The organism is Methylobacterium radiodurans, from assembly GCF_003173735.1.
Classification (GTDB): Bacteria; Pseudomonadota; Alphaproteobacteria; order Rhizobiales; family Beijerinckiaceae; genus Methylobacterium; species Methylobacterium radiodurans.
Window position 1 is genome coordinate 3,646,885 of sequence record NZ_CP029551.1, and the last position, 16,817, is coordinate 3,663,701.

Below are 16,817 nucleotides of genomic sequence, written 5' to 3' on the forward strand. Positions count from 1 at the left end.
AGACATCGCAGTGGCTCACGAACTGCGCGCGGTCGGCGCCTCCGCCCGTCCCGGCCTCGACGGGATCGACCGGGCCGGGCTGGCGCGGACTCGCACCGACCTCGCCGCCTGCTTCCGGATGGCCGCCCGTTACGGGCTGGAGGAGGGGATCTGCAACCACTTCTCGGCCGTGGTGCCGGGGCGCGACGACCTGTTCGTGGTCAACCCCTACGGCCTCGCCTTCGCGGAGATCCGCGCCTCGGACCTGCTCGTCTGCTCCCTGGACGGGCACGTGCTGGAGGGCGAGGGACAGCCGGAGGCCACCGCCTTCTTCATCCACGCCCGGCTGCACGCCCGCCTGCCGCGGGCGCGGGCCGCCTTCCACACCCACATGCCGAACGCCACCGCCCTCAGCATGATCGCCGGGCAGCCGCTGGCCTTCGCCGGCCAGACCGCGCTGAAGTTCTACGGCCGGGTGGCGGTGGACGACGCCTATAACGGCCTCGCCCTGGACGACAGCGAGGGCGACCGCATCGCCGCGACGCTGGGCGAGGCGGACGTGGTGTTCCTGCGCAACCACGGGGTGATCGTCACCGGCCCGACCGTCGCCGAGGCCTGGGACGACCTGTACTACCTGGAGCGCGCCGCCGAGGTGCAGCTGAAGGCGATGGGCAGCGGGCGACCGCTGGTGCCAGTGCCGGCCGACATCGCCGCCCGCACCGCCGCGCAGATGCGCGAGGGCGACCCCGAGAGCGCGCGGCTGCACCTGGAGAGCATCCGGCGGCGCCTCGCCCGCGAGGAGCCGGATTTCTCGGGGTAGGGGGATCCCCCGGATCTCAGTCGAACAGGCTCGACACGCTCGACTCGGTCGCCGTGCGCCCGATCGCCTCGCCGAGCAGCGGGGCGATCGTCACCACGCGGATGTTGCGGGCGAGCTTGACGGCTTGCGTCGGCTGGATCGAGTCGGTGATGACGAGTTCCTTCATCCGCGAGGCGGCGATGCGCGAGACCGCGCCGCCCGAGAGCACCCCGTGCGTGATGTAGGCCGAGACGTCCTTGGCGCCGGCGTTGAGCAGCGCCTCGGCGGCGTTCACCAGCGTGCCGCCCGAATCGACGATGTCGTCCACGAGGATGCAGGAGCGCCCCTCGACGTCGCCGATGATGTTCATCACCTCCGACTCGCCGGGCCGCTCGCGGCGCTTGTCCACGATGGCGAGCGGCGCGTCGATGCGCTTGGCGATGGCGCGCGCCCGCACCACGCCGCCGACATCCGGCGAGACCACCATGCGGTCCTGGGTCGAGCCGCCCCGCTCCTTGATGTCGCGCACCATCACGGGCGCGGCGAAGAGGTTGTCGGTCGGGATGTCGAAGAAGCCCTGGATCTGGCCGGCGTGGAGGTCGAGGGTCAGCACGCGGTCGGCGCCGGCCCGGGTGATCAGGTTCGCCACGAGCTTGGCCGAGATCGGCGTGCGGCCCGAGGTGCGCCGGTCCTGACGGGCGTAGCCGAAATAGGGGATCACCGCCGTGATGCGCCGGGCCGAGGACCGGCGCGCGGCGTCGATCATGATCAGCAGCTCCATCAGGTGGTCGTTCGCCGGGAAGGCGGTCGATTGGACGATGAAGACGTCCTCGCCGCGCACGTTCTCCTGCAGCTCGACGAAGATCTCCATGTCGGCGAAGCGCCGCACCATGCACTTGGCCAGCGGCAATTCGAGATAGGCGGCGATCGCCTCGGCCAAGGGCCGGCTCGCGTTGCCGGCGATGATCTTGATCGAGGACGTCATGCGTGCAGCCCCACTTGCCCTCACCGCGCATCCCTGCGGGATGCATCTCGCGAATACCCGACACGATGTTCACCGACGGGCGCGAGCCCCGGCCGGACCGGCGGGGCTCTTACCAGCGGCGTGCTGTCGTCACAATGGTTTCATGCACTCCATGCGCCAGGCGCATGGGGCGCGCCTACGGCTCCAGCAGACGGTGCAGGTGGACGATGAAGTAGCGCGTCTGCGCGCTGTCGACGGTCGCCTGGGCCTTGGCCTTCCAGGCAGCCTGGGCGGAGGCGTAGTCGGGGAAGATGCCGACGATGTCGAGGCCCTTGATATCCCGGAAGCGGACGCCTTCGAGATCCGACAACTCGCCGCCGAAGACGAGGTGGAGCTTCTGGTCGCTGTCGATCGTGGTGGTCATGCGGCCTCCTGCCTGCGGCAGCACCCGGGGCACCCCGCCGCGGGCGGCGTGAGGCATGAGGCGTGCCGCGGCAGGCGGTCGCAAACCGCGGCAGGCGCGTCAACCCCGAAGGCGGTGTCGGGGCCGCGGCGGCCCGGCCCGGATGCGGGCTTGGGCAACGGGACGTTCACGGTGCGGGCGGGGAGGGCAGGCCAGGAGGAGATGCGGATGGACGGGACGGATCTGGCCTGGCGGGTCGAGGAGGCCTGCCGCAACGCTTGGCCGGCGCCGCGCGAGGCGCATCTCGGCGGCTGGCTGCTGCGGGCGGCCGGCGGCCCGACCCGGCGGACGAACGCGGTGAACCCGCTGCGCGGCCCCCGCGCGGGCCCGGAGGCGGCGGTCGCGGCCTGCGAGGCGGTCTTCCGCGGGCTGGGCCGGCTGGCCCTGTTCCGGATCGTCTCGCTCGCGCCGGAACTCGACCCGGCGCTGGCCCGCCAGGGCTACGCCGCCGAGGGCGCCTCGCTGACGCTCGTGGCCGACCTCGCGGGGGATCTCGCGGAGCTTGGCGCGAGCGAGGATCGGGTCAGCCTCGCCGAGGCGCCGGACGCGGCGTGGCTGGCCTTCCGCGCCGCAGTCAACCGGTCCGATCCGGAGGCGGAGCGCGCCTACCGGGCGATGCACGGCGCGATCCTGCTGCCGCGCGCCTGTGCGACCTTGTGCATCGACGGGGCGATCGCCGCGCAGGCCTACGGCGTGCTCGACGGGGATCTGGTGGTGATCGAGTCGGTGGCCACAGAAGAGGCGTGCCGCGGGCGGGGCTACAGCCGGCGCGTCGTGTCGGCGCTGATGCGCTGGGGCCGGTCCCGGGGTGCGACCGCCGCCTGCCTCCAGGTGGTGGCCGATAACGCGCCGGCCCGGGCGCTCTACGCGGGACTCGGCTTCGACCGGGAGGTGTCGCGCTACCATTACCGACGCGCGCCGGAGGCCGACTCGGGATCCGAAGCGGGCAGCCGGAGGACGGCGTGAGGGTCGTGGCGGGCTAGACGCGCGTGTCGACGACCCGGCCCTGGCCGGGCGGGGCAGGGGGCGCGGCGGGCTGGATCGCGCCCGCGACCAGTTCGTCCACCGCGCGATCGGCCGTGATCTGCTGGCGCGCCACCGCCACCCCCATCTGCTGGGAGAAGGCGGCGGCGAGCATCTGGGTGGCCTGGGCGGCGACGGTGGTCATGGGCCCAGTCTGACGGGCGCCGGTGAATCCGCCGTTACGGCCTTCACGCCTCGAACAGCGAGGCCTGCCGCGCCTCCGGCTCGGCGGGCTTGCTGCGGGTTGCGGCCCGGCGCGGCGCGCGGCGCGCGACCTTGTCGGACTCGGGCAGGGCAGAGGGCGAGGCAGGGGGCTCGGCCTCCGCGCCCTCCGGCCGCGCCCGCACCGTGCCGTCCGCGAATTGCAGGCTGAGGCCGGGCGCGCGGGCGGCGTCCGCGGCGCGGCGCACGGGCGTGCCGTCCGCGTCGCGCACCAGCACGTAGCCGCGCTCCAGCACGGCCCGGTAGCTCAGAGAGCCGAGGAGGCCGCCCAGCGCGGCGAGCCGGTCGCGGCGGCGCTCGACCGTGCGGGCGCCAGCCTGATGCAGCCGGGCCAGAACCGCGGCGAGCCGGTCCGCCCGGCGTGCCTCCAGCGCCCGGGCCCGCTCGATCGTGGCCTCGCGGGCGACGACGAGGCGGCGGCCGAGCTGGCCGAGATGCTCGCCCTTGCGCAGGAGGTCGTTGCGCACGGCCGTCCGGGGCCGGTGGTCGATGCGGGCGAGGCGCGCGCGGGCGTTGGCGAGCGCCACGTCGGGCGAGCGGCGGGCGAGCCGGTCGAGCAGCGCCTGCAGGCGCTGGCGATGGCCGCGCGCGCCCGCGGCAAGGGCCGGCGCGAGGCGGGCCTCGGCGAGGTCGAGGCGCTGGCGCTTGCCCGCTAGGAAGGCGTCAGCGGGGGGAATCGCCCGGGCCGCCGCCCGGAGGTCCGCGCGGTCGCGGTCCAGCCGGCGCAGCACCGCACCGTGGTTGCGCCCGCCGAGGTCGTGCACGGTCGCGACGAGTTCGGCGCGCACCGGCACCGCCATCTCGGCCGCGCCCGTGGGCGTCGGCGCGCGGCGGTCGGAGACGTAGTCGATCAGCGTGGTGTCGGTCTCGTGGCCCACCGCCGAGATCAGAGGGATCCGGCTCTCGTGGGCGGCGCGGACCACGCACTCCTCGTTGAAGGACCAGAGGTCCTCGATCGAGCCGCCGCCGCGGGCGACGATCAGCACGTCGGGCCGCGGGATCGGGCCGCCGGGCGCCAGGGCGTTGAAGCCGCGGATCGCGGCCGCGACCTCTTCCGCCGCGCCCTCGCCCTGCACCCGCACCGGCCAGACCAGGACGGGGCGGGGGAAGCGGTCCTCCAGACGGTGCAGGATGTCGCGGATCACCGCGCCGGTCGGCGAGGTGACGACGCCGACGACGCGGGGCAGGTAGGGGATGGGCTTCTTGTGCGCGGGATCGAACAGCCCTTCCGCGGCGAGAGCCCGCTTGCGCTCCTCGAGCAGCGCCATCCAGGCGCCGAGACCGGCCGGCTCCAGGCTCTCGACCACGATCTGGTACGAAGATTTGCCGGCAAATGTCGTGATGCGCCCGGTGGCGACCACCTCCAGCCCCTCCTGCGGCTTCTGGCGCAGGCGCCCGAACACGCCCTTCCAGACCACCGCGTCGATGCGTGCCTGCCCGTCCTTCAGGGAGAAGTAGGCGTGGCCCGAGCCGTGCTGGCCGCGATAGCCCGAGATCTCACCGCGCAGGCGCACGTGGCCGAAGGCGTCCTCCAGGGTGCGCTTGAGCGCCGCCGCGAGGTCGCCGACCGACCATTCGGGCTGGTTCGCGGCCAGCACTCGTGCGGAGGGCACGTCGGTGGCGGCGGGTTCCGGCGGGCGCTGGGCGGCGCGCGGGGGCGGGGGCACGAGGGGCATGGGGCCGGAGGCTAGTCCCTGGCGCCGGGCCGGTCGAGCCCGGGGCAGGGCGGGGCCACCGCTTTCGGGTGGGGCGGGGCGCGGGGGACACGATGGGGCCGTCACTCTCCCTCAGCTCTGCGGGAGAGAGCGAGTGACGCTCCCCTAGGCCGGCTCAGGCGGCGCGAGCCCGAGCATCAGCGCGACCGCCGCCCCGTCGCCGTCGCCCAGGAGGTCGGCCAGGGTGTAGCGGTCGAGCACAGCGAGGAAGGCCGCCAGCGCCTCGCCCAGCACCCGCCGCAGCCGGCAGGAGGGCGTGATGGCGCAGGCGCCGCCCGCGAAGCACTCCACCAGCGCCAAGTCCTCCTCGGTCTGGCGCACCACCGCGCCGACCACGATCTCGGCGGGGTCGAGCGCCAGCCGCAGACCGCCGCCCCGACCCCGGATGGTGCGAACCAGCCCGAGCCGGCCGAGCTGGTGCACCACCTTGGTCAGGTGGTTCTCCGAGATGCCGTAGGCGCGCGCGATCTCGCCGATCGAGCTCTGCCGCGGCTCGTTCAGTCCGAGATAGATCAGGGTGCGCAGGGCGTAGTCGGTGTAGCGGGTCAGGCGCATGCAGGGATCCGGGCGCCGAAAAGGTACATCATCGCTACACCTTTGTCTTGCGACCAAAGGTTGTAGGCTATAAAGGTGCATCGCCAATACACCTTCTGAGGCGACCATGCCCGAACCGCTCAACCCCGCCACCGTCGCGCTGATCAAGGCCACCGTGCCGGCCCTCGAGGCCCACGGCCTTGCCATCACCCGCCGCATGTACGAGCGCCTGTTCGAGAATCCCGAGATCCGCGACCTGTTCAACCAGTCCCACCACGGCGAGACCGGCTCGCAGCCGAAGGCGCTCGCCCAGGCGGTGCTGGCCTACGCGCGCCACATCGACGATCTCGGCGCGCTCGGCGGCGCGGTCGAGCGCATCGCCCAGAAGCACGTCGCGCTCAACATCCTGCCCGAGCACTATCCGCACGTGGCCGACGCGCTGCTGGCGGCGATCCGCGACGTGCTGGGCGAGGCGGCGACGCCCGAGATCTGCGCCGCCTGGGGCGAGGCCTACTGGTTCCTGGCCGAGATCCTGATCGGGCGCGAGGCGGCGCTCTACCGGGCGCACGCGGCGGCACCGGGCGGCTGGACCGGATGGCGCGCCTTCCGGGTGGAATCCCTGCGGGACGAGAGCGAGGCCGTGCGCTCGTTCTGGCTGGTGCCGGCAGATGGCGGGTCGGTGATGCCCCACCGGCCGGGACAGTATCTGGGCTTCCGCGTCGCGCTCTCCGGCGGGCCGGTGCTGAAGCGGAACTACTCGATCTCCTGCGCGCCGAACGCGCGGGCTTACCGGATCAGCGTGAAGCGCGAGAGCCGGCCGGGCCTGCCCGAGGGTCTCGTCTCGAACTGGCTGCACGACCATGCGGGTCCCGGCACGGTGCTGGAGGTGGCGGCGCCGGCGGGCGAGTTCGTGCTGGAGGGCGAGGGCCCGGTGGTGCTGGCGAGCGGCGGCGTCGGCCTGACCCCGCTGCTCAGCATGGCCGAGACGCTGGCCGCCGGGAATCCCGACCGTCCGGTCCTCTGGGCGCACGGCACCCAGAGCCGCGGCAGCCACGCCTTCGCGGCGGAGATGCGGGTGCTGGCCGAGCGGACACCGGGCCTCACGCTCGCGACCTTCTACGAGGATCTGGCGGTCGACGCGCCGCTCGGGCCGGACGCGCACCGGGGGCGGATCACGGCCGGCTGGCTCGTGGAGGCCGCGCCCGCGGGGGCGACCTTCTACCTGTGCGGCCCCAAGCCCTTCCTGGCCACCCTGACCCACGGACTCGCCGCCCGCGGCGTGCCGGCGGAGCGGATCCGCTACGAGTTCTTCGGCCCCGCGGACGAACTGGCGGCGCCAGAGCTGGAGGCGGCCTGAAGTCCCGGTTTCGAAAGGCCTGAGGCCTTTCGCGGGTGCAGGGTGGAACCCTGCATTTGGCTTCTCCGTCCCGGCTTTGCCGGGTCGGAGAAGCCAATCCCGGGGCTCCGGGACATCAGCCAGAGAGCGCCAGGGCCGCCTCCACCACCGCGTCCTGTCGGACATGGTGGAGCATGTGGCCCTCACCCCGCAGCCAGTGCAGACGGGCGCCTGGGATCAGCAGGGCGGCGCCGCGCCCGTGCAGGGTCTGGTTGGTGACGATGTCGCCGCTGCCGGACAGGATATGCACCGGCGCCCGGCAGAGCGGGTAGAGCGCCGCGCTGCGGGCGAGGTCGACCCAGAGCAGGTTGGCGTTCTCGCCGTCCGCGACGAGGCGGTCGGGCCGGCCCGCGAGTTCGAACGGGAAGCGGCGCGCGAAGGCCTCCGGCATGGCGCGGGGCAGGAACATCGCCCGCCACAGGAGCGGCAGCAGCAGCGCGTCCGTCGGGGCGAGCCCCCGCGAGAGCGGCGGTCCCACCACCGGCACGGCGCGCGGCCCGAACAGCACCTGCTCCAGCCGGGGCTCCGGGAAGGCGATCGGCGACACGGCCACGACGCCGCGGATCCGCTCGGGCGCCGCGAGGCCGCAGGCGAGCGCCACCGCCCCGCCGAAGGAGTGCCCGGCCACGACCGGGCGCTCCAGCCCGAGCGCGTCGGCCAGCGCCAGCACGAGGTCGGCCTGCCGCCAGAGCGAGGCGTCCGTGAGCCGCCCTTGCCCGCTCTCGCCGTGCCCGGGCCGGTCGATCGCCACGACCCGGAAGTGCCGGGCGAGGGCGGCCATCGGCCCGAGCCACATGTCGTCGAGCGTCACCAGGGCGCCGTGGACGAGGACGAGCGGAGGCCCGGCCCCGGTCTCCGTGTATGCGATGCGGGGAAAGCCCGGCAGGTCGAGGAAGCGGCGCGGGGCGGGGCCGTCGAACGGGTCGGGCGTCGGCGCGGGATCGGCCGCCATTCAGAGCCGCCGCCGCCGCGGACGGGGCCCGAGCAGCGTCGCGGCGCCGAGAGCGAGCCCCGCGGCGGCGAGGCCGGTCAGCGCCAGCGGGTGCAGGCTCGCCCGCGTGTAGGCGCTGGAGTTCAGCACCAAGGCGCCCTGGCCGCCGCGCACATCCCCGGCCCGGACGGGGGCGTGCAGGGCGCCCTCCGGGTGCTCGGGCGGCCGCGACCGCTTCTGGAAGGCGGTGATCGCCGGGGCGAGGTAGTCGAAGGCGCCCGGCGCGAACTCCTTGGTGGCGACCATCAGCTTGGCGGCGCCGCCGATATAGATGTCCCGCTGCGGGTGGACCGCGGCGTGCAGGATCGCGCGGGCCACCACCTCCGGCGCGTAGACCGGCGGCGGCAGCGTCGGCTCGCGCTCCATGTAGTTGCGGGCGCGCTGGGGCAGGGGGGTATCGACGGAGGCCGGCTTCACCAGGGTGACGGCGACCGGCAGACCCTCCTGCAGCAGCTCCATGCGCAGCGCGTCGGTGAAGCCCTTCACCGCGTGCTTGCTCGCCACGTACATGCCCTGGAACGGGAAGGGCAGGTCGGAGGCGACGCTGCCGAGATTGATCAGCCCGCCGCCGCCGCGGCTGCGAAAATGGTCGACGGCCACCAGCGAGCCCAGCACCGTGCCCCAGAGGTTGGTGCGCAGCAGGCGCTCGTGGTCGGCGTCGCTGATCTGCCCGAGCGGCCCGTAGATCGTCAGGCCCGCCACGTTGACCCAGGTGTCGAAGCCGCCGAAGGCCTCGACCGCGCGGGCGGCGATCCGCTCCACGTCCGCGCGGGCGCCGACATCGGCCGGCACGTCGATGGCCTGCCCCCCGTCGGCCTCGATCCCGGCGCGGATCTCGGCGAGCGCGTCGGCGCTGCGGGCGGCGAGCACCACCCGCGCGCCCCGCGCCGCCGCCATCCGGGCGGTGGCCAGCCCGATGCCGCTCGACGCGCCGGTGACGACGACGACCTGTCGCGCCAGCGGCGGCCGGCGGCCGCTCCCCCCGGCTCCGCTCACCGGTCGGCCTTCTCGCCCGCGGTGGTCAGCTCGATGTAGCGCAGGGTCGTCGGCTTGATCAGCTCGTTCACCCGCTGGGCCATCGCCTGCTCCTCGCGCAGCGACTGCTGGAAGCCGGTGTTGTGCGCGCCCTGGCCGGCGGCGTCCGCGATGGTCAAGAGCGAGGTGTAGGCCGCGATCTCGAAGTTCTCGAAGGCGTGGTTGGCGTAGGTGTTCTTCAGAATCTCGTCCTGGGCCGGGGTGTGGCCGAGCGCCATCATGTTGCCGACGAAGCCGAGGATGCCCTCCTTGATGGTCGAGGGGCTCTCGGAGAGGCTGCCCAGAGCCTCCTCCAGGCGCTGGCGCTGGCCGTGGGTCTCCTCGACGTGGCGGCGCAGCGCGTCGGCCATCTCGGGGTAGCGCTCCAGCCGCTCGATCTGCCGCTCCATGATCTGCAGCGCCTGCATCTCCAGGGCGTGGGTGTTCTTGAGGGCCGTCACGTAGATCGCGCGGGTGTCGAGAGTCATCGGAATCGTCTCCTCGGATGGCGTGCCGGCGGGCGGCACTGAAGGACCGTCCGGACATCAGCGCGCCGCGGTGCGGCCAAGTTTCCGGAACGATGCACGGAAGGGTTGCGTCATTCGGTCCGGAGCAGGTGCAGGCTGAACAGCCCCTCCGGGTCGAGCCAGACCCGCTCCGGCAGCCAGCCGGCCCGCTCGGCCAGCGCCCGGAAGGCGTCGGGCGGGTACTTGTGCGAGGTGTCGGTGCGGACGCTCTCGCCGTCGGCGAAGGGGAACGCGTCCCCGTCGAGCCGGATCGCCTGCGCCCCGCGCGCGACCAGATGCGCCTCGACGCGGAACGGATCGGGCTCGATCCGCACGGCGTGCGCGAAGCCTTCGGGATCGAGCGCCGCGCCGAGTTCGCGCCGCATCCGCACCAGGATGTTGCGGTGGAAGGCCGCCATCAGGGGACCGCCGTAGCTGCGGCGCAGCCGGGCCTCGTCCCGGGTAGGATCGACCCCGACGAGGAGGCGGGAGGGCCCGAGCGTGTCGCGGATGCGGGCGAGGAGGCCCTGCGCCGCTTCGGGCGCGAAATTGCCGATGCTGGTGCCCGGGAAGAAGCCGAGGACCGGCCCGTCGTCGAGCCGGACCGGCAGGCGCACCGGGCCGCCGTAATCGGCGCAGACCGGGGTCATGGCGACCGCCGGATAGTCCGGCGCAAGCCGGGCCACGGAGGCCTCGAGGTAGTCGCGGGAGATGTCGAGGGCGAGGTAGCGGGCCGGGCGGTCGAGGGCGTCGAGGAGGGTGCGGACCTTGCGGCTCGCGCCGCTGCCGTACTCGACCACGCTGGCGCCGGGGCCGACGAGCCCGGCGACCTCGGCGGCCACCGCCGGCAGCAGCGCGGTCTCGCGGCCGGTCGGGTGGTAGTCGGGGCTGTCGCAGATCCGGTCGAACAGGACCGAGCCGGCCTCGTCCCAGAGCCAGGTGCCGGGCAGGGTGCGGGGCCGGGCGGAAAGGCCCGCGCGCACCGCCTCGGCGAAGGCCTCGCGGGGCGCGTCCGCCATCGCTCAGGCCTCCCGGGTCGCGACGAGGACGGCGAGCGCGATGCGGTCGGCCCGGGCGTAGATCGGGTCCGCCAGTTCCTCGCCGTAGGCGTCCGGGTCGTATTCCCGGTAATGGGCTGAGAGGCCGGCGCGGGCGCAGGCCGTCAGCGCCGCCTCGCGGAACGGGTCCTCGCCCTCGACGATGACGGAGCCCGTGAACAGCACCAGGGCGCCGCGCGGGTTGAGGCGCGCGGCCGCGGCCTCGACCACGGCGAGCGACAGGCCCTCGCCGAACGCGCCCCCGCCGTGCCGGTAGGTGCGCCCTTGCGCGTCGAGCATGAAGGGCGGGTTCGAGACCACGAGGTCGAAGCGGCCCTCGGTACCCGAGAGGAGGTCGCTCGATACCGGCACCGTGCCGGTGACGCCCGCGAGCCGGGCGTTGAGCGCCGCGGCTGCGAGCGCGTTCGGGTTGATGTCCACGAGCAGAACCTCGGCCCCGGGCGCGCGCTTGGCGACCGCGATGCCCGCCGCCCCGCTGCCGCAGCCGATATCGACCGCCCGCCGCACCGGCGCCTCGCGCCCCGCGAGATACTGGGTCACGGACGCCACGAAGCGCATGGTGTCGGGCCCGAAGAACACGGCGTCCTGGGCGGTCGGCGGGTAGGCCGCGTGCACGAACAGCTCGCCGTCGAGGCTCGACAGGCGGATCGTGGCGCGCCAGAGCTCGCCCGCCGGCACGAGGATCCCGGCCTCGCGCATCAGCCGGAAGAGGTCCGGCGGCACGAGATCCTCCGCGAAGGGCCGGCTCCAGCCGAACACGTCGCGCAGCGACCGGGCGGGCGCGTCGCCCATGCGGCGGGCGACATGCGCGTGGGTCGCGGGCGTCACCGTGGTGAAGGCGTAGTCCCGGGCGCGCAGGGCCTCCGCCAGGGCCACGAGGGCGTCGTCCGAGGTCCAGAGCGCGCTCACGGCTTCTCTCCGTTCGTGTCGCTGTCCGTCTCGGCGTCCGTCCTGGCGGCCGCATCCGGGGCGGCCCCGTCGAGGCGGCGCGCGTCGAAGGCGCCCGCGCGGAGATCCCGGGCCACCGCCGCCCAGTCGGCGCCGGGCTCCGGGCTGCCGCGCCGGAACGGGCAGGCCCAGTCGGCCGGCACCGCGCGCCCGCTGTACTGCACCGCCTCCGAGCGCTCGCCGTGGCGGGCGAGCATCGGGTTGACGGAGCCCGCCAGGTCGGCGTCGCGGGCCAGGATCGTCTCGCGCAGGCGCTCGTAGCGCCCTTCCGCCCGCAGGCGCTCGAACTGGTCGTGCAGGTTGAAGACGAGGACCGGCGCCTCGAAGCGGCGGGCGAGCCGGCTCGCCCGCGGGTGCAGGCCGACGATGAAGAAGGCCTCGCCCGCGAGGCTCAGGGAGAAGTGCGGGTCCTCCGGATCGTCGGCGACGCGCGGGTCGGCGGCGTGGCCGATGCGGCAATCCTGGTCGGCGAGCGCCTGGGCACGGGCCCAGAGCGCGGCCTCGAACGCCTCCTCCGAGAGGTCGTGCGGGCCCTCGAACACCACCGCGAAGCTCTGGAACAGGTCCGCGCGCGCCTTGTAGCGGCCGATGAAGGCGAGCAGCGCCGCGTAGAGCCGCGCGTCGCCGCCGCCGTCCGTGATGTCGCGCGCGACCGCGATGCGCAGGCGCCCGCGGGTGAGGGCGGACTTGGCTCCGACGCAGGGGAAGGGCGGGTTGCGGATGAAGGCGCGGAAGCGCTCGGCCAGGGGATGGCCGGCATCGTCCGCGGGAAGGCGCAGGGAGGACTGAGGGAATCCGGGACGCTGAGGAACCTGTGGCGGGGCGGCTACCTGTTGCATGGGCACCTGTGGCTGTCGCACGGGCGCGACCGCGCGGCTGCGCCCGGCAATTACGGCTCAGTCCAGATCGGACATGGAGAGGTCGAGCGCCCGCTCATGCGGTGTCGATCTGGGCAGAGAACCGAAGCCGCACAGGATGGTTCCGAACGATTGACGGCGTCCGATGCGACAAATGCTTTCCGCACTTGAGGAATTACAGCCGCGCACCTGATTTATGTTAGGAAGATCTGGAAGCGGGACAGCGTTCCGGCCCGACAAGAACGGCAACGCATCGGTCCGGCCCGCTTCCGCTCGATCCATATGCTGACCCGGAGCGCGCACGCGCCTGCGGGGCAGGGACCTCCAGGGGGTCGCAGATCCCGCACGGGGGTGGCGCAGGACGCGACCCCTGCCCCATGCACAGCCCCGCCGCCCCTCCCTGCGCTCGGGGAGGAGCGGGCCGGACCCGCATCCGAAGCGCTCGCGCGGAACGCGTCTCAGGCGGCGCGCACGGTGGAGAGGAAGCGCCGCACCTCCGCCGAGAGATGTTCGGACTGGCGCGAGAGGTCCGAGGCCGAGGCCAACACCTGCGCCGCCGCAGCCCCGGTCTCCTCGGCCGCGCCCGCCACGCCCGCGATGTTCGTGGTCACCTCGCCGGTGCCGGCCGACGCCTGGGCGACGTTGCGCACGATCTCCTGCGTCGCCGCGCCCTGCTCCTCCACGGCGGCCGCGATCGCGTTGGCGACGTCCGAGATCTCGCGGATGCGCGCACCGATCCCGCCGATGGCGCCCACCGCCTGATCCGTCGAGCCCTGGATCCGGCCGATCTGGCTGGTGATCTCCTCGGTGGCGCGCGCGGTCTGGTTGGCGAGTTCCTTGACCTCGGCGGCCACCACCGCGAAGCCGCGCCCCGCCTCGCCGGCCCGCGCCGCCTCGATCGTCGCGTTCAAGGCCAGGAGATTGGTCTGGCCCGCGATCTGCGAGATCAGCGCCACGACGTCGCCGATGCGGCTGGCCGCCTGCGCCAGATCCTGCACGAGGCCGGCCGTGGCGGCGGCCTCGGCCACCGCCGCCTGGGCGAGGCTCGCCGACCCCGAGACCTGCCGGCCGATCTCGGCCACCGACGAGCCCAGCTCCTCGGCGGCGGCCGCCACCGTGTTGACGTTCTGGGCCGCCTGGGTGGCGGCGGCCGCCACGCCGGTGGATTGGGCGGCGGTCTCGTCCGCGGTGGCACTCATGCCCTGGGCGGTGGCCTGCAGCTGGCCCGCCGCTGCGGAGACCGTGCCGACGATGCCGCCGACCGCCTGCTCGAAGCCGTCCGCCATCTGGCGCATGCCGGCCTTGCGCTGCTCTTCCGCCGAGGCGCGGGCGAGCGCCGTCTCCGCCTCCAGCTGGCGGCTGCGGATCAGATTCTCCTTGAACACCTGCACGGCGCCCGCCATCGCACCGATCTCGTCGCCGCGCCCGCCGTAGGGGATCTGCGAATCCGTGTCGCCGCCGGCGAGAGCCCGCATCGCCGCGGTCATGCGCTCGATCGGCCGCGACACGCCGAGGAGGCAGAAGGCCATCGCGCCGAGCGCGATCAGCACGGCGACGCCGAGCATCAGCACCGTCGCGCGGGTGGCCGAGGCCTGCTCGGCGCGGACCTCCGCGTCGGCCGTCTTGGCGGCCGCGAGGTTGACGTCGACGAGCGCGCGCGCCGCACCCGAGCCCGCGAGGTAGTTGGCGTTCATCGGCCCCCGGAAGAAGGCCATCGCCTCCGCGTGGCGCTCGGACGGGAAGGCCCGCAGCCGGTCCCAGTCCGGCTTCATCAGGGCGAGCTTGGCCAGGAGGTCGTCGTAGATCCTCTGCTCAGCGGCCGAGGTGACGCGCGCCCGGTAGGCCTCGATCTGACCGTTCCGGTCGTCGGAGAACGCGACCGCCTTGGCCAAGCTCTCGGCCCGCTCGGTCTCGCTCTCGGCCGTGACGTACCGAAACTGCCAGAGCCGCGTCCGGATGATCGTGGCGTTGATGCCGTGCGCGGCATTCACCGACGGGATCGTGTCGTCGAGCAGCAGCGTGGTGCGGGCCGCGACCGCGTCGAGCTTGACGAGCGCCAGACCGCCCTGCGCCAGCGCCAGGACGAGCATCAAGCCGAACAATCCGGCCAACCACTGCTTGAGATTGAGCCCCATCGAAATATCCTTCTCGGTTCACCCGAAGCCTCTCGATCCTCCTCTAATGAAAGACGGTTAACGATCATCGAACACATGCTACCCGGACAAGAAGCCGGAGAAGCCTCTTTTTGTCGATGCTCGTTTTAATTCCGCTCCGCCGATCCTACCTGAAGTCTCAACTTGCGGACTCTCTCACGCTCCGAACGTGAATTCTCCAGGCCTCTGCGACATCAGACCTGCGGCCATGGCCCGGACGAGCGTTTCGAGCTGCACCCGCAGAGTCGCGGCGGGCAGCGCCATGCGCTGCTCGTCGAGTCCCAGCGCGACGATGCCGTGGGTGGCCGAGAACAGGCTGCGGGCGAGCAGGCTGCGCTCCGGCTCCGGCAGGTCGGGGCGGAGAGCGGCGAGGGGGCGCTCGATGCGGCTGAACAGGCGCGCCTGCTCGGCCACGTACCAGTCCGGCGCCCGCTGGCCAGGCGGCGGGCGGTGCCGGAACAGCGCGTCCCAGCGCAGCGGATGCGCCTGCGCGAAGGCCAGATAGGCGAGGCCGAGCCGCACTAGCGCGTCGGCGGCCGCGCGCGGGTCAGCGGTCGCTCCTACAGTCCCTCCTCCGGCCGGCCGGTCGGGAGCCGGCGCGTCCACGGGCCCCAGGGCCGCGTCGAACAGGTTCAGGGTGCGCAGGTTCACCGCCAGCGCCAGGGCGTCGAGATCCGGGAAGACGGTGTAGATCGCCCCGACCGCGCAGCCCGCCGCCCGCGCCAGGTCCCGCGCCCGGAGGGCGGCGAGGCCCTGCTCCGCGACCGTGCGCTCGGCGGCGCCGATCAGCGCCTCCCGCAGGGCCGCGCGGCGCTCCCCGCGCCGGTCCGCGGACGGATCCATCCGCGGATCCTCGGGTCGGTCCCCGCCCGAGCCGCCGCTCACGCCCGCGTCCCTGCGCGGCGCGGGCGCGCCGCAGGAGGTGCCGCAGCGCACTGAACATCGTTCATAACCGTGCGACCTATCGGTTCGTGAACATCGTTCACGGAGTGGAGCGATCCCATGTTCAAGCTGTTCGAGACCCTGTTGCGTGGCCAGGCGGCGCGGGCCGCCGAGGAGATCTTCGACCGTAACGCGCTGCTGATCCTGGACCAGCAGATCCGCGAGACCCGCGCCGGGCTGGAGCGGGGCCGGCAGGCGCTCGCCGCGGCGGTGGCGGGCGACCGCGCCGAGGCGCGCCGCCTGGAGGAAGCGGAGGCGCGCATCGCCGCGCTGGAGGCGCAGGCGGTCGCAGCCCTCCGGGGCGGGCGCGACGACCTCGCGACGGAGGCGGCCGCCTCGATCGCGGACCTGGAGGCCGAGCGCGACGCCCTGAAGGCGGCCCGGGCCCGCTTCGCGGCCGAGATCGGGCGCATCCGCGCCCGCGTCGCCGACGCGACGCGGCGGCAGGCCGAGCTGGAGCGCGGCCGGCGCGTCGCCGCCGCGCAGGAGGCGGTCCGCCGCCTCGGCGCGGGCGCCGCCCGGCAGGACGCCGCCACCCTGCGCGAGGCCGAGGCGACGCTGGCGCGCCTCGGCGCCCTCCAGGCCGAGGCCGCCGACACGGAGGCCGCGCTCGCCGAGGCCGAGCCCGGCCGGGACATCGGCGCGCGCCTGGAGCGGGCGGGCTTCGGTCCGGCCCCGGGCTCGGCGGGCACGCCGACCGGCGGCGCGGTGCTGGAGCGCCTGCGCCGGCGCGCAGCCGAGCCGGTCTCCGAGCCGGCCGCCGAAACAGTGTCCGCGACCGCCTGACCCGTCCGCCGATCCATTCCCCGCGTCCGATTCCCAGGAGACACGACCATGACCCACGAGCAGACGCAGCAGCACTCCTCCGGCTGGGTGAGCTTCACCTACGCCTCGTTCCTCGGCTCCATCGCGATGGTGGCGCTCGGCATCGTGTTCATGCCGATCGACATCTGGCTCAAGGGCTACTTCGCCATGGGCACGGTGATGCTGATCCAGTCCTGCGTGACGATGACCAAGACGGTGCGCGACGTCCACGAATCCCGCCGCATGGTCAACCGCATCGAGGACGCCCGCACCGAGCGCCTGCTGATGACGGCGACCAAGGAGTAGGGGCACGCCCTCGGCGGCCCTCCCGTGCCTCTGCGGAGGCGGGGGAGGGCCACCCGCTTGAGTCCGGCCCCGCATCCGCGATACCGCCGGAGGCCGATGCGCGGATGGTGCGGGGATGGTGGGAGTCTTGCGAGGGCGCTCCG

The 16,817-nt window shown here is 73.8% G+C and carries 18 protein-coding genes; 5 read left to right on the forward strand and 13 right to left on the reverse strand.

Going from position 1 to position 16,817, the window contains the following annotated elements; translation table 11 throughout:
- The first annotated feature begins 10 nt into the window (after nucleotides 1-10).
- Complete coding sequence (locus DK427_RS17055) at nucleotides 11-799, forward strand: aldolase (protein ID WP_109952301.1); 789 nt, start codon at nucleotides 11-13, stop codon at nucleotides 797-799.
- A gap of 16 nt (nucleotides 800-815) precedes the next feature.
- On the opposite strand, the gene DK427_RS17060 is transcribed toward DK427_RS17055, so the two are convergent.
- Together DK427_RS17060 and DK427_RS17065 are read right to left on the reverse strand one after the other, a co-directional pair.
- Nucleotides 816-1,763, reverse strand: coding sequence for a ribose-phosphate pyrophosphokinase (locus DK427_RS17060; protein WP_109952302.1), 948 nt, complete (start codon nucleotides 1,761-1,763; stop codon nucleotides 816-818).
- Between the two features lie 175 nt (nucleotides 1,764-1,938).
- On the reverse strand, nucleotides 1,939-2,166 hold the full coding sequence (locus DK427_RS17065; protein WP_109952303.1) for a DUF4170 domain-containing protein: 228 nt from the start codon (nucleotides 2,164-2,166) through the stop codon (nucleotides 1,939-1,941).
- Between the two features lie 207 nt (nucleotides 2,167-2,373).
- Here DK427_RS17065 and DK427_RS17070 point away from each other — a divergent pair, with 207 nt between their 5' ends.
- Nucleotides 2,374-3,171 carry a GNAT family N-acetyltransferase gene (locus DK427_RS17070; RefSeq protein WP_109952304.1) on the forward strand — a complete coding sequence of 266 codons (798 nt, stop codon included), beginning with the start codon at nucleotides 2,374-2,376 and terminating at the stop codon, nucleotides 3,169-3,171.
- Nucleotides 3,172-3,184: 13 nt separating this feature from the next.
- Here DK427_RS17070 and DK427_RS17075 read toward each other — a convergent pair whose 3' ends face one another.
- From DK427_RS17075 to DK427_RS17085, 3 genes are all read right to left on the reverse strand, one after another.
- Nucleotides 3,185-3,373, reverse strand: a complete 189-nt coding sequence (locus DK427_RS17075; RefSeq protein ID WP_109952305.1) for a hypothetical protein — start codon at nucleotides 3,371-3,373, stop codon at nucleotides 3,185-3,187.
- A gap of 43 nt (nucleotides 3,374-3,416) precedes the next feature.
- Nucleotides 3,417-5,126 (reverse strand): exodeoxyribonuclease VII large subunit, encoded by a 1,710-nt coding sequence (gene xseA, locus DK427_RS17080; protein ID WP_109952306.1) that lies wholly within the window; start codon nucleotides 5,124-5,126, stop codon nucleotides 3,417-3,419.
- A gap of 144 nt (nucleotides 5,127-5,270) precedes the next feature.
- Entirely contained in the window at nucleotides 5,271-5,720 is a 450-nt protein-coding gene (locus tag DK427_RS17085; RefSeq protein WP_109952307.1) for an Rrf2 family transcriptional regulator, read from the reverse strand.
- 106 nt (nucleotides 5,721-5,826) lie between these two features.
- Between DK427_RS17085 and hmpA the strand changes: the two genes are divergently transcribed.
- On the forward strand, nucleotides 5,827-7,056 hold the full coding sequence (gene hmpA, locus DK427_RS17090) for an NO-inducible flavohemoprotein (protein ID WP_109952308.1): 1,230 nt from the start codon (nucleotides 5,827-5,829) through the stop codon (nucleotides 7,054-7,056).
- A gap of 115 nt (nucleotides 7,057-7,171) precedes the next feature.
- On the opposite strand, the gene DK427_RS17095 is transcribed toward hmpA, so the two are convergent.
- From DK427_RS17095 to DK427_RS17130, 8 genes are all read right to left on the reverse strand, one after another.
- A complete protein-coding gene (locus tag DK427_RS17095; protein ID WP_109952309.1) occupies nucleotides 7,172-8,047 on the reverse strand; it encodes an alpha/beta fold hydrolase in 876 nt (291 codons plus the stop codon).
- The gene (locus DK427_RS17100; RefSeq protein WP_245930606.1) at nucleotides 8,048-9,082 is read right to left on the reverse strand and encodes an SDR family oxidoreductase; all 1,035 of its coding nucleotides are present in this window, start codon (nucleotides 9,080-9,082) and stop codon (nucleotides 8,048-8,050) included.
- The gene (locus DK427_RS17105; RefSeq protein WP_109952310.1) at nucleotides 9,079-9,588 is read right to left on the reverse strand and encodes a ferritin-like domain-containing protein; all 510 of its coding nucleotides are present in this window, start codon (nucleotides 9,586-9,588) and stop codon (nucleotides 9,079-9,081) included. The genes DK427_RS17100 and DK427_RS17105 overlap by 4 nt, the downstream gene beginning before the upstream one ends.
- 110 nt (nucleotides 9,589-9,698) lie before the next feature.
- Complete coding sequence (locus DK427_RS17110; protein ID WP_109952311.1) at nucleotides 9,699-10,625, reverse strand: L-histidine N(alpha)-methyltransferase; 927 nt, start codon at nucleotides 10,623-10,625, stop codon at nucleotides 9,699-9,701.
- A 3-nt stretch (nucleotides 10,626-10,628) separates the two neighbouring features.
- Nucleotides 10,629-11,573: a methyltransferase gene (locus DK427_RS17115; RefSeq protein WP_109952312.1), complete on the reverse strand. Its 945-nt coding sequence runs from the start codon at nucleotides 11,571-11,573 to the stop codon at nucleotides 10,629-10,631.
- Nucleotides 11,570-12,391, reverse strand: coding sequence for a guanitoxin biosynthesis heme-dependent pre-guanitoxin N-hydroxylase GntA (gene gntA / locus DK427_RS17120; protein WP_109954233.1), 822 nt, complete (start codon nucleotides 12,389-12,391; stop codon nucleotides 11,570-11,572). Before gntA ends, DK427_RS17115 begins: the two co-directional genes overlap by 4 nt.
- Before the next feature lie 536 nt (nucleotides 12,392-12,927).
- Complete coding sequence (locus tag DK427_RS17125; RefSeq protein ID WP_109952313.1) at nucleotides 12,928-14,604, reverse strand: methyl-accepting chemotaxis protein; 1,677 nt, start codon at nucleotides 14,602-14,604, stop codon at nucleotides 12,928-12,930.
- Nucleotides 14,605-14,778: 174 nt separating this feature from the next.
- Complete coding sequence (locus tag DK427_RS17130) at nucleotides 14,779-15,465, reverse strand: TetR/AcrR family transcriptional regulator (RefSeq protein ID WP_109952314.1); 687 nt, start codon at nucleotides 15,463-15,465, stop codon at nucleotides 14,779-14,781.
- A gap of 159 nt (nucleotides 15,466-15,624) precedes the next feature.
- Here DK427_RS17130 and DK427_RS17135 point away from each other — a divergent pair, with 159 nt between their 5' ends.
- Both DK427_RS17135 and DK427_RS17140 read left to right on the forward strand, forming a co-directional pair.
- Nucleotides 15,625-16,350 carry a PspA/IM30 family protein gene (locus tag DK427_RS17135; RefSeq protein ID WP_109952315.1) on the forward strand — a complete coding sequence of 242 codons (726 nt, stop codon included), beginning with the start codon at nucleotides 15,625-15,627 and terminating at the stop codon, nucleotides 16,348-16,350.
- Between the two features lie 48 nt (nucleotides 16,351-16,398).
- Nucleotides 16,399-16,674 carry a YiaA/YiaB family inner membrane protein gene (locus DK427_RS17140; protein ID WP_109952316.1) on the forward strand — a complete coding sequence of 92 codons (276 nt, stop codon included), beginning with the start codon at nucleotides 16,399-16,401 and terminating at the stop codon, nucleotides 16,672-16,674.
- Nucleotides 16,675-16,817 lie beyond the last annotated feature (143 nt).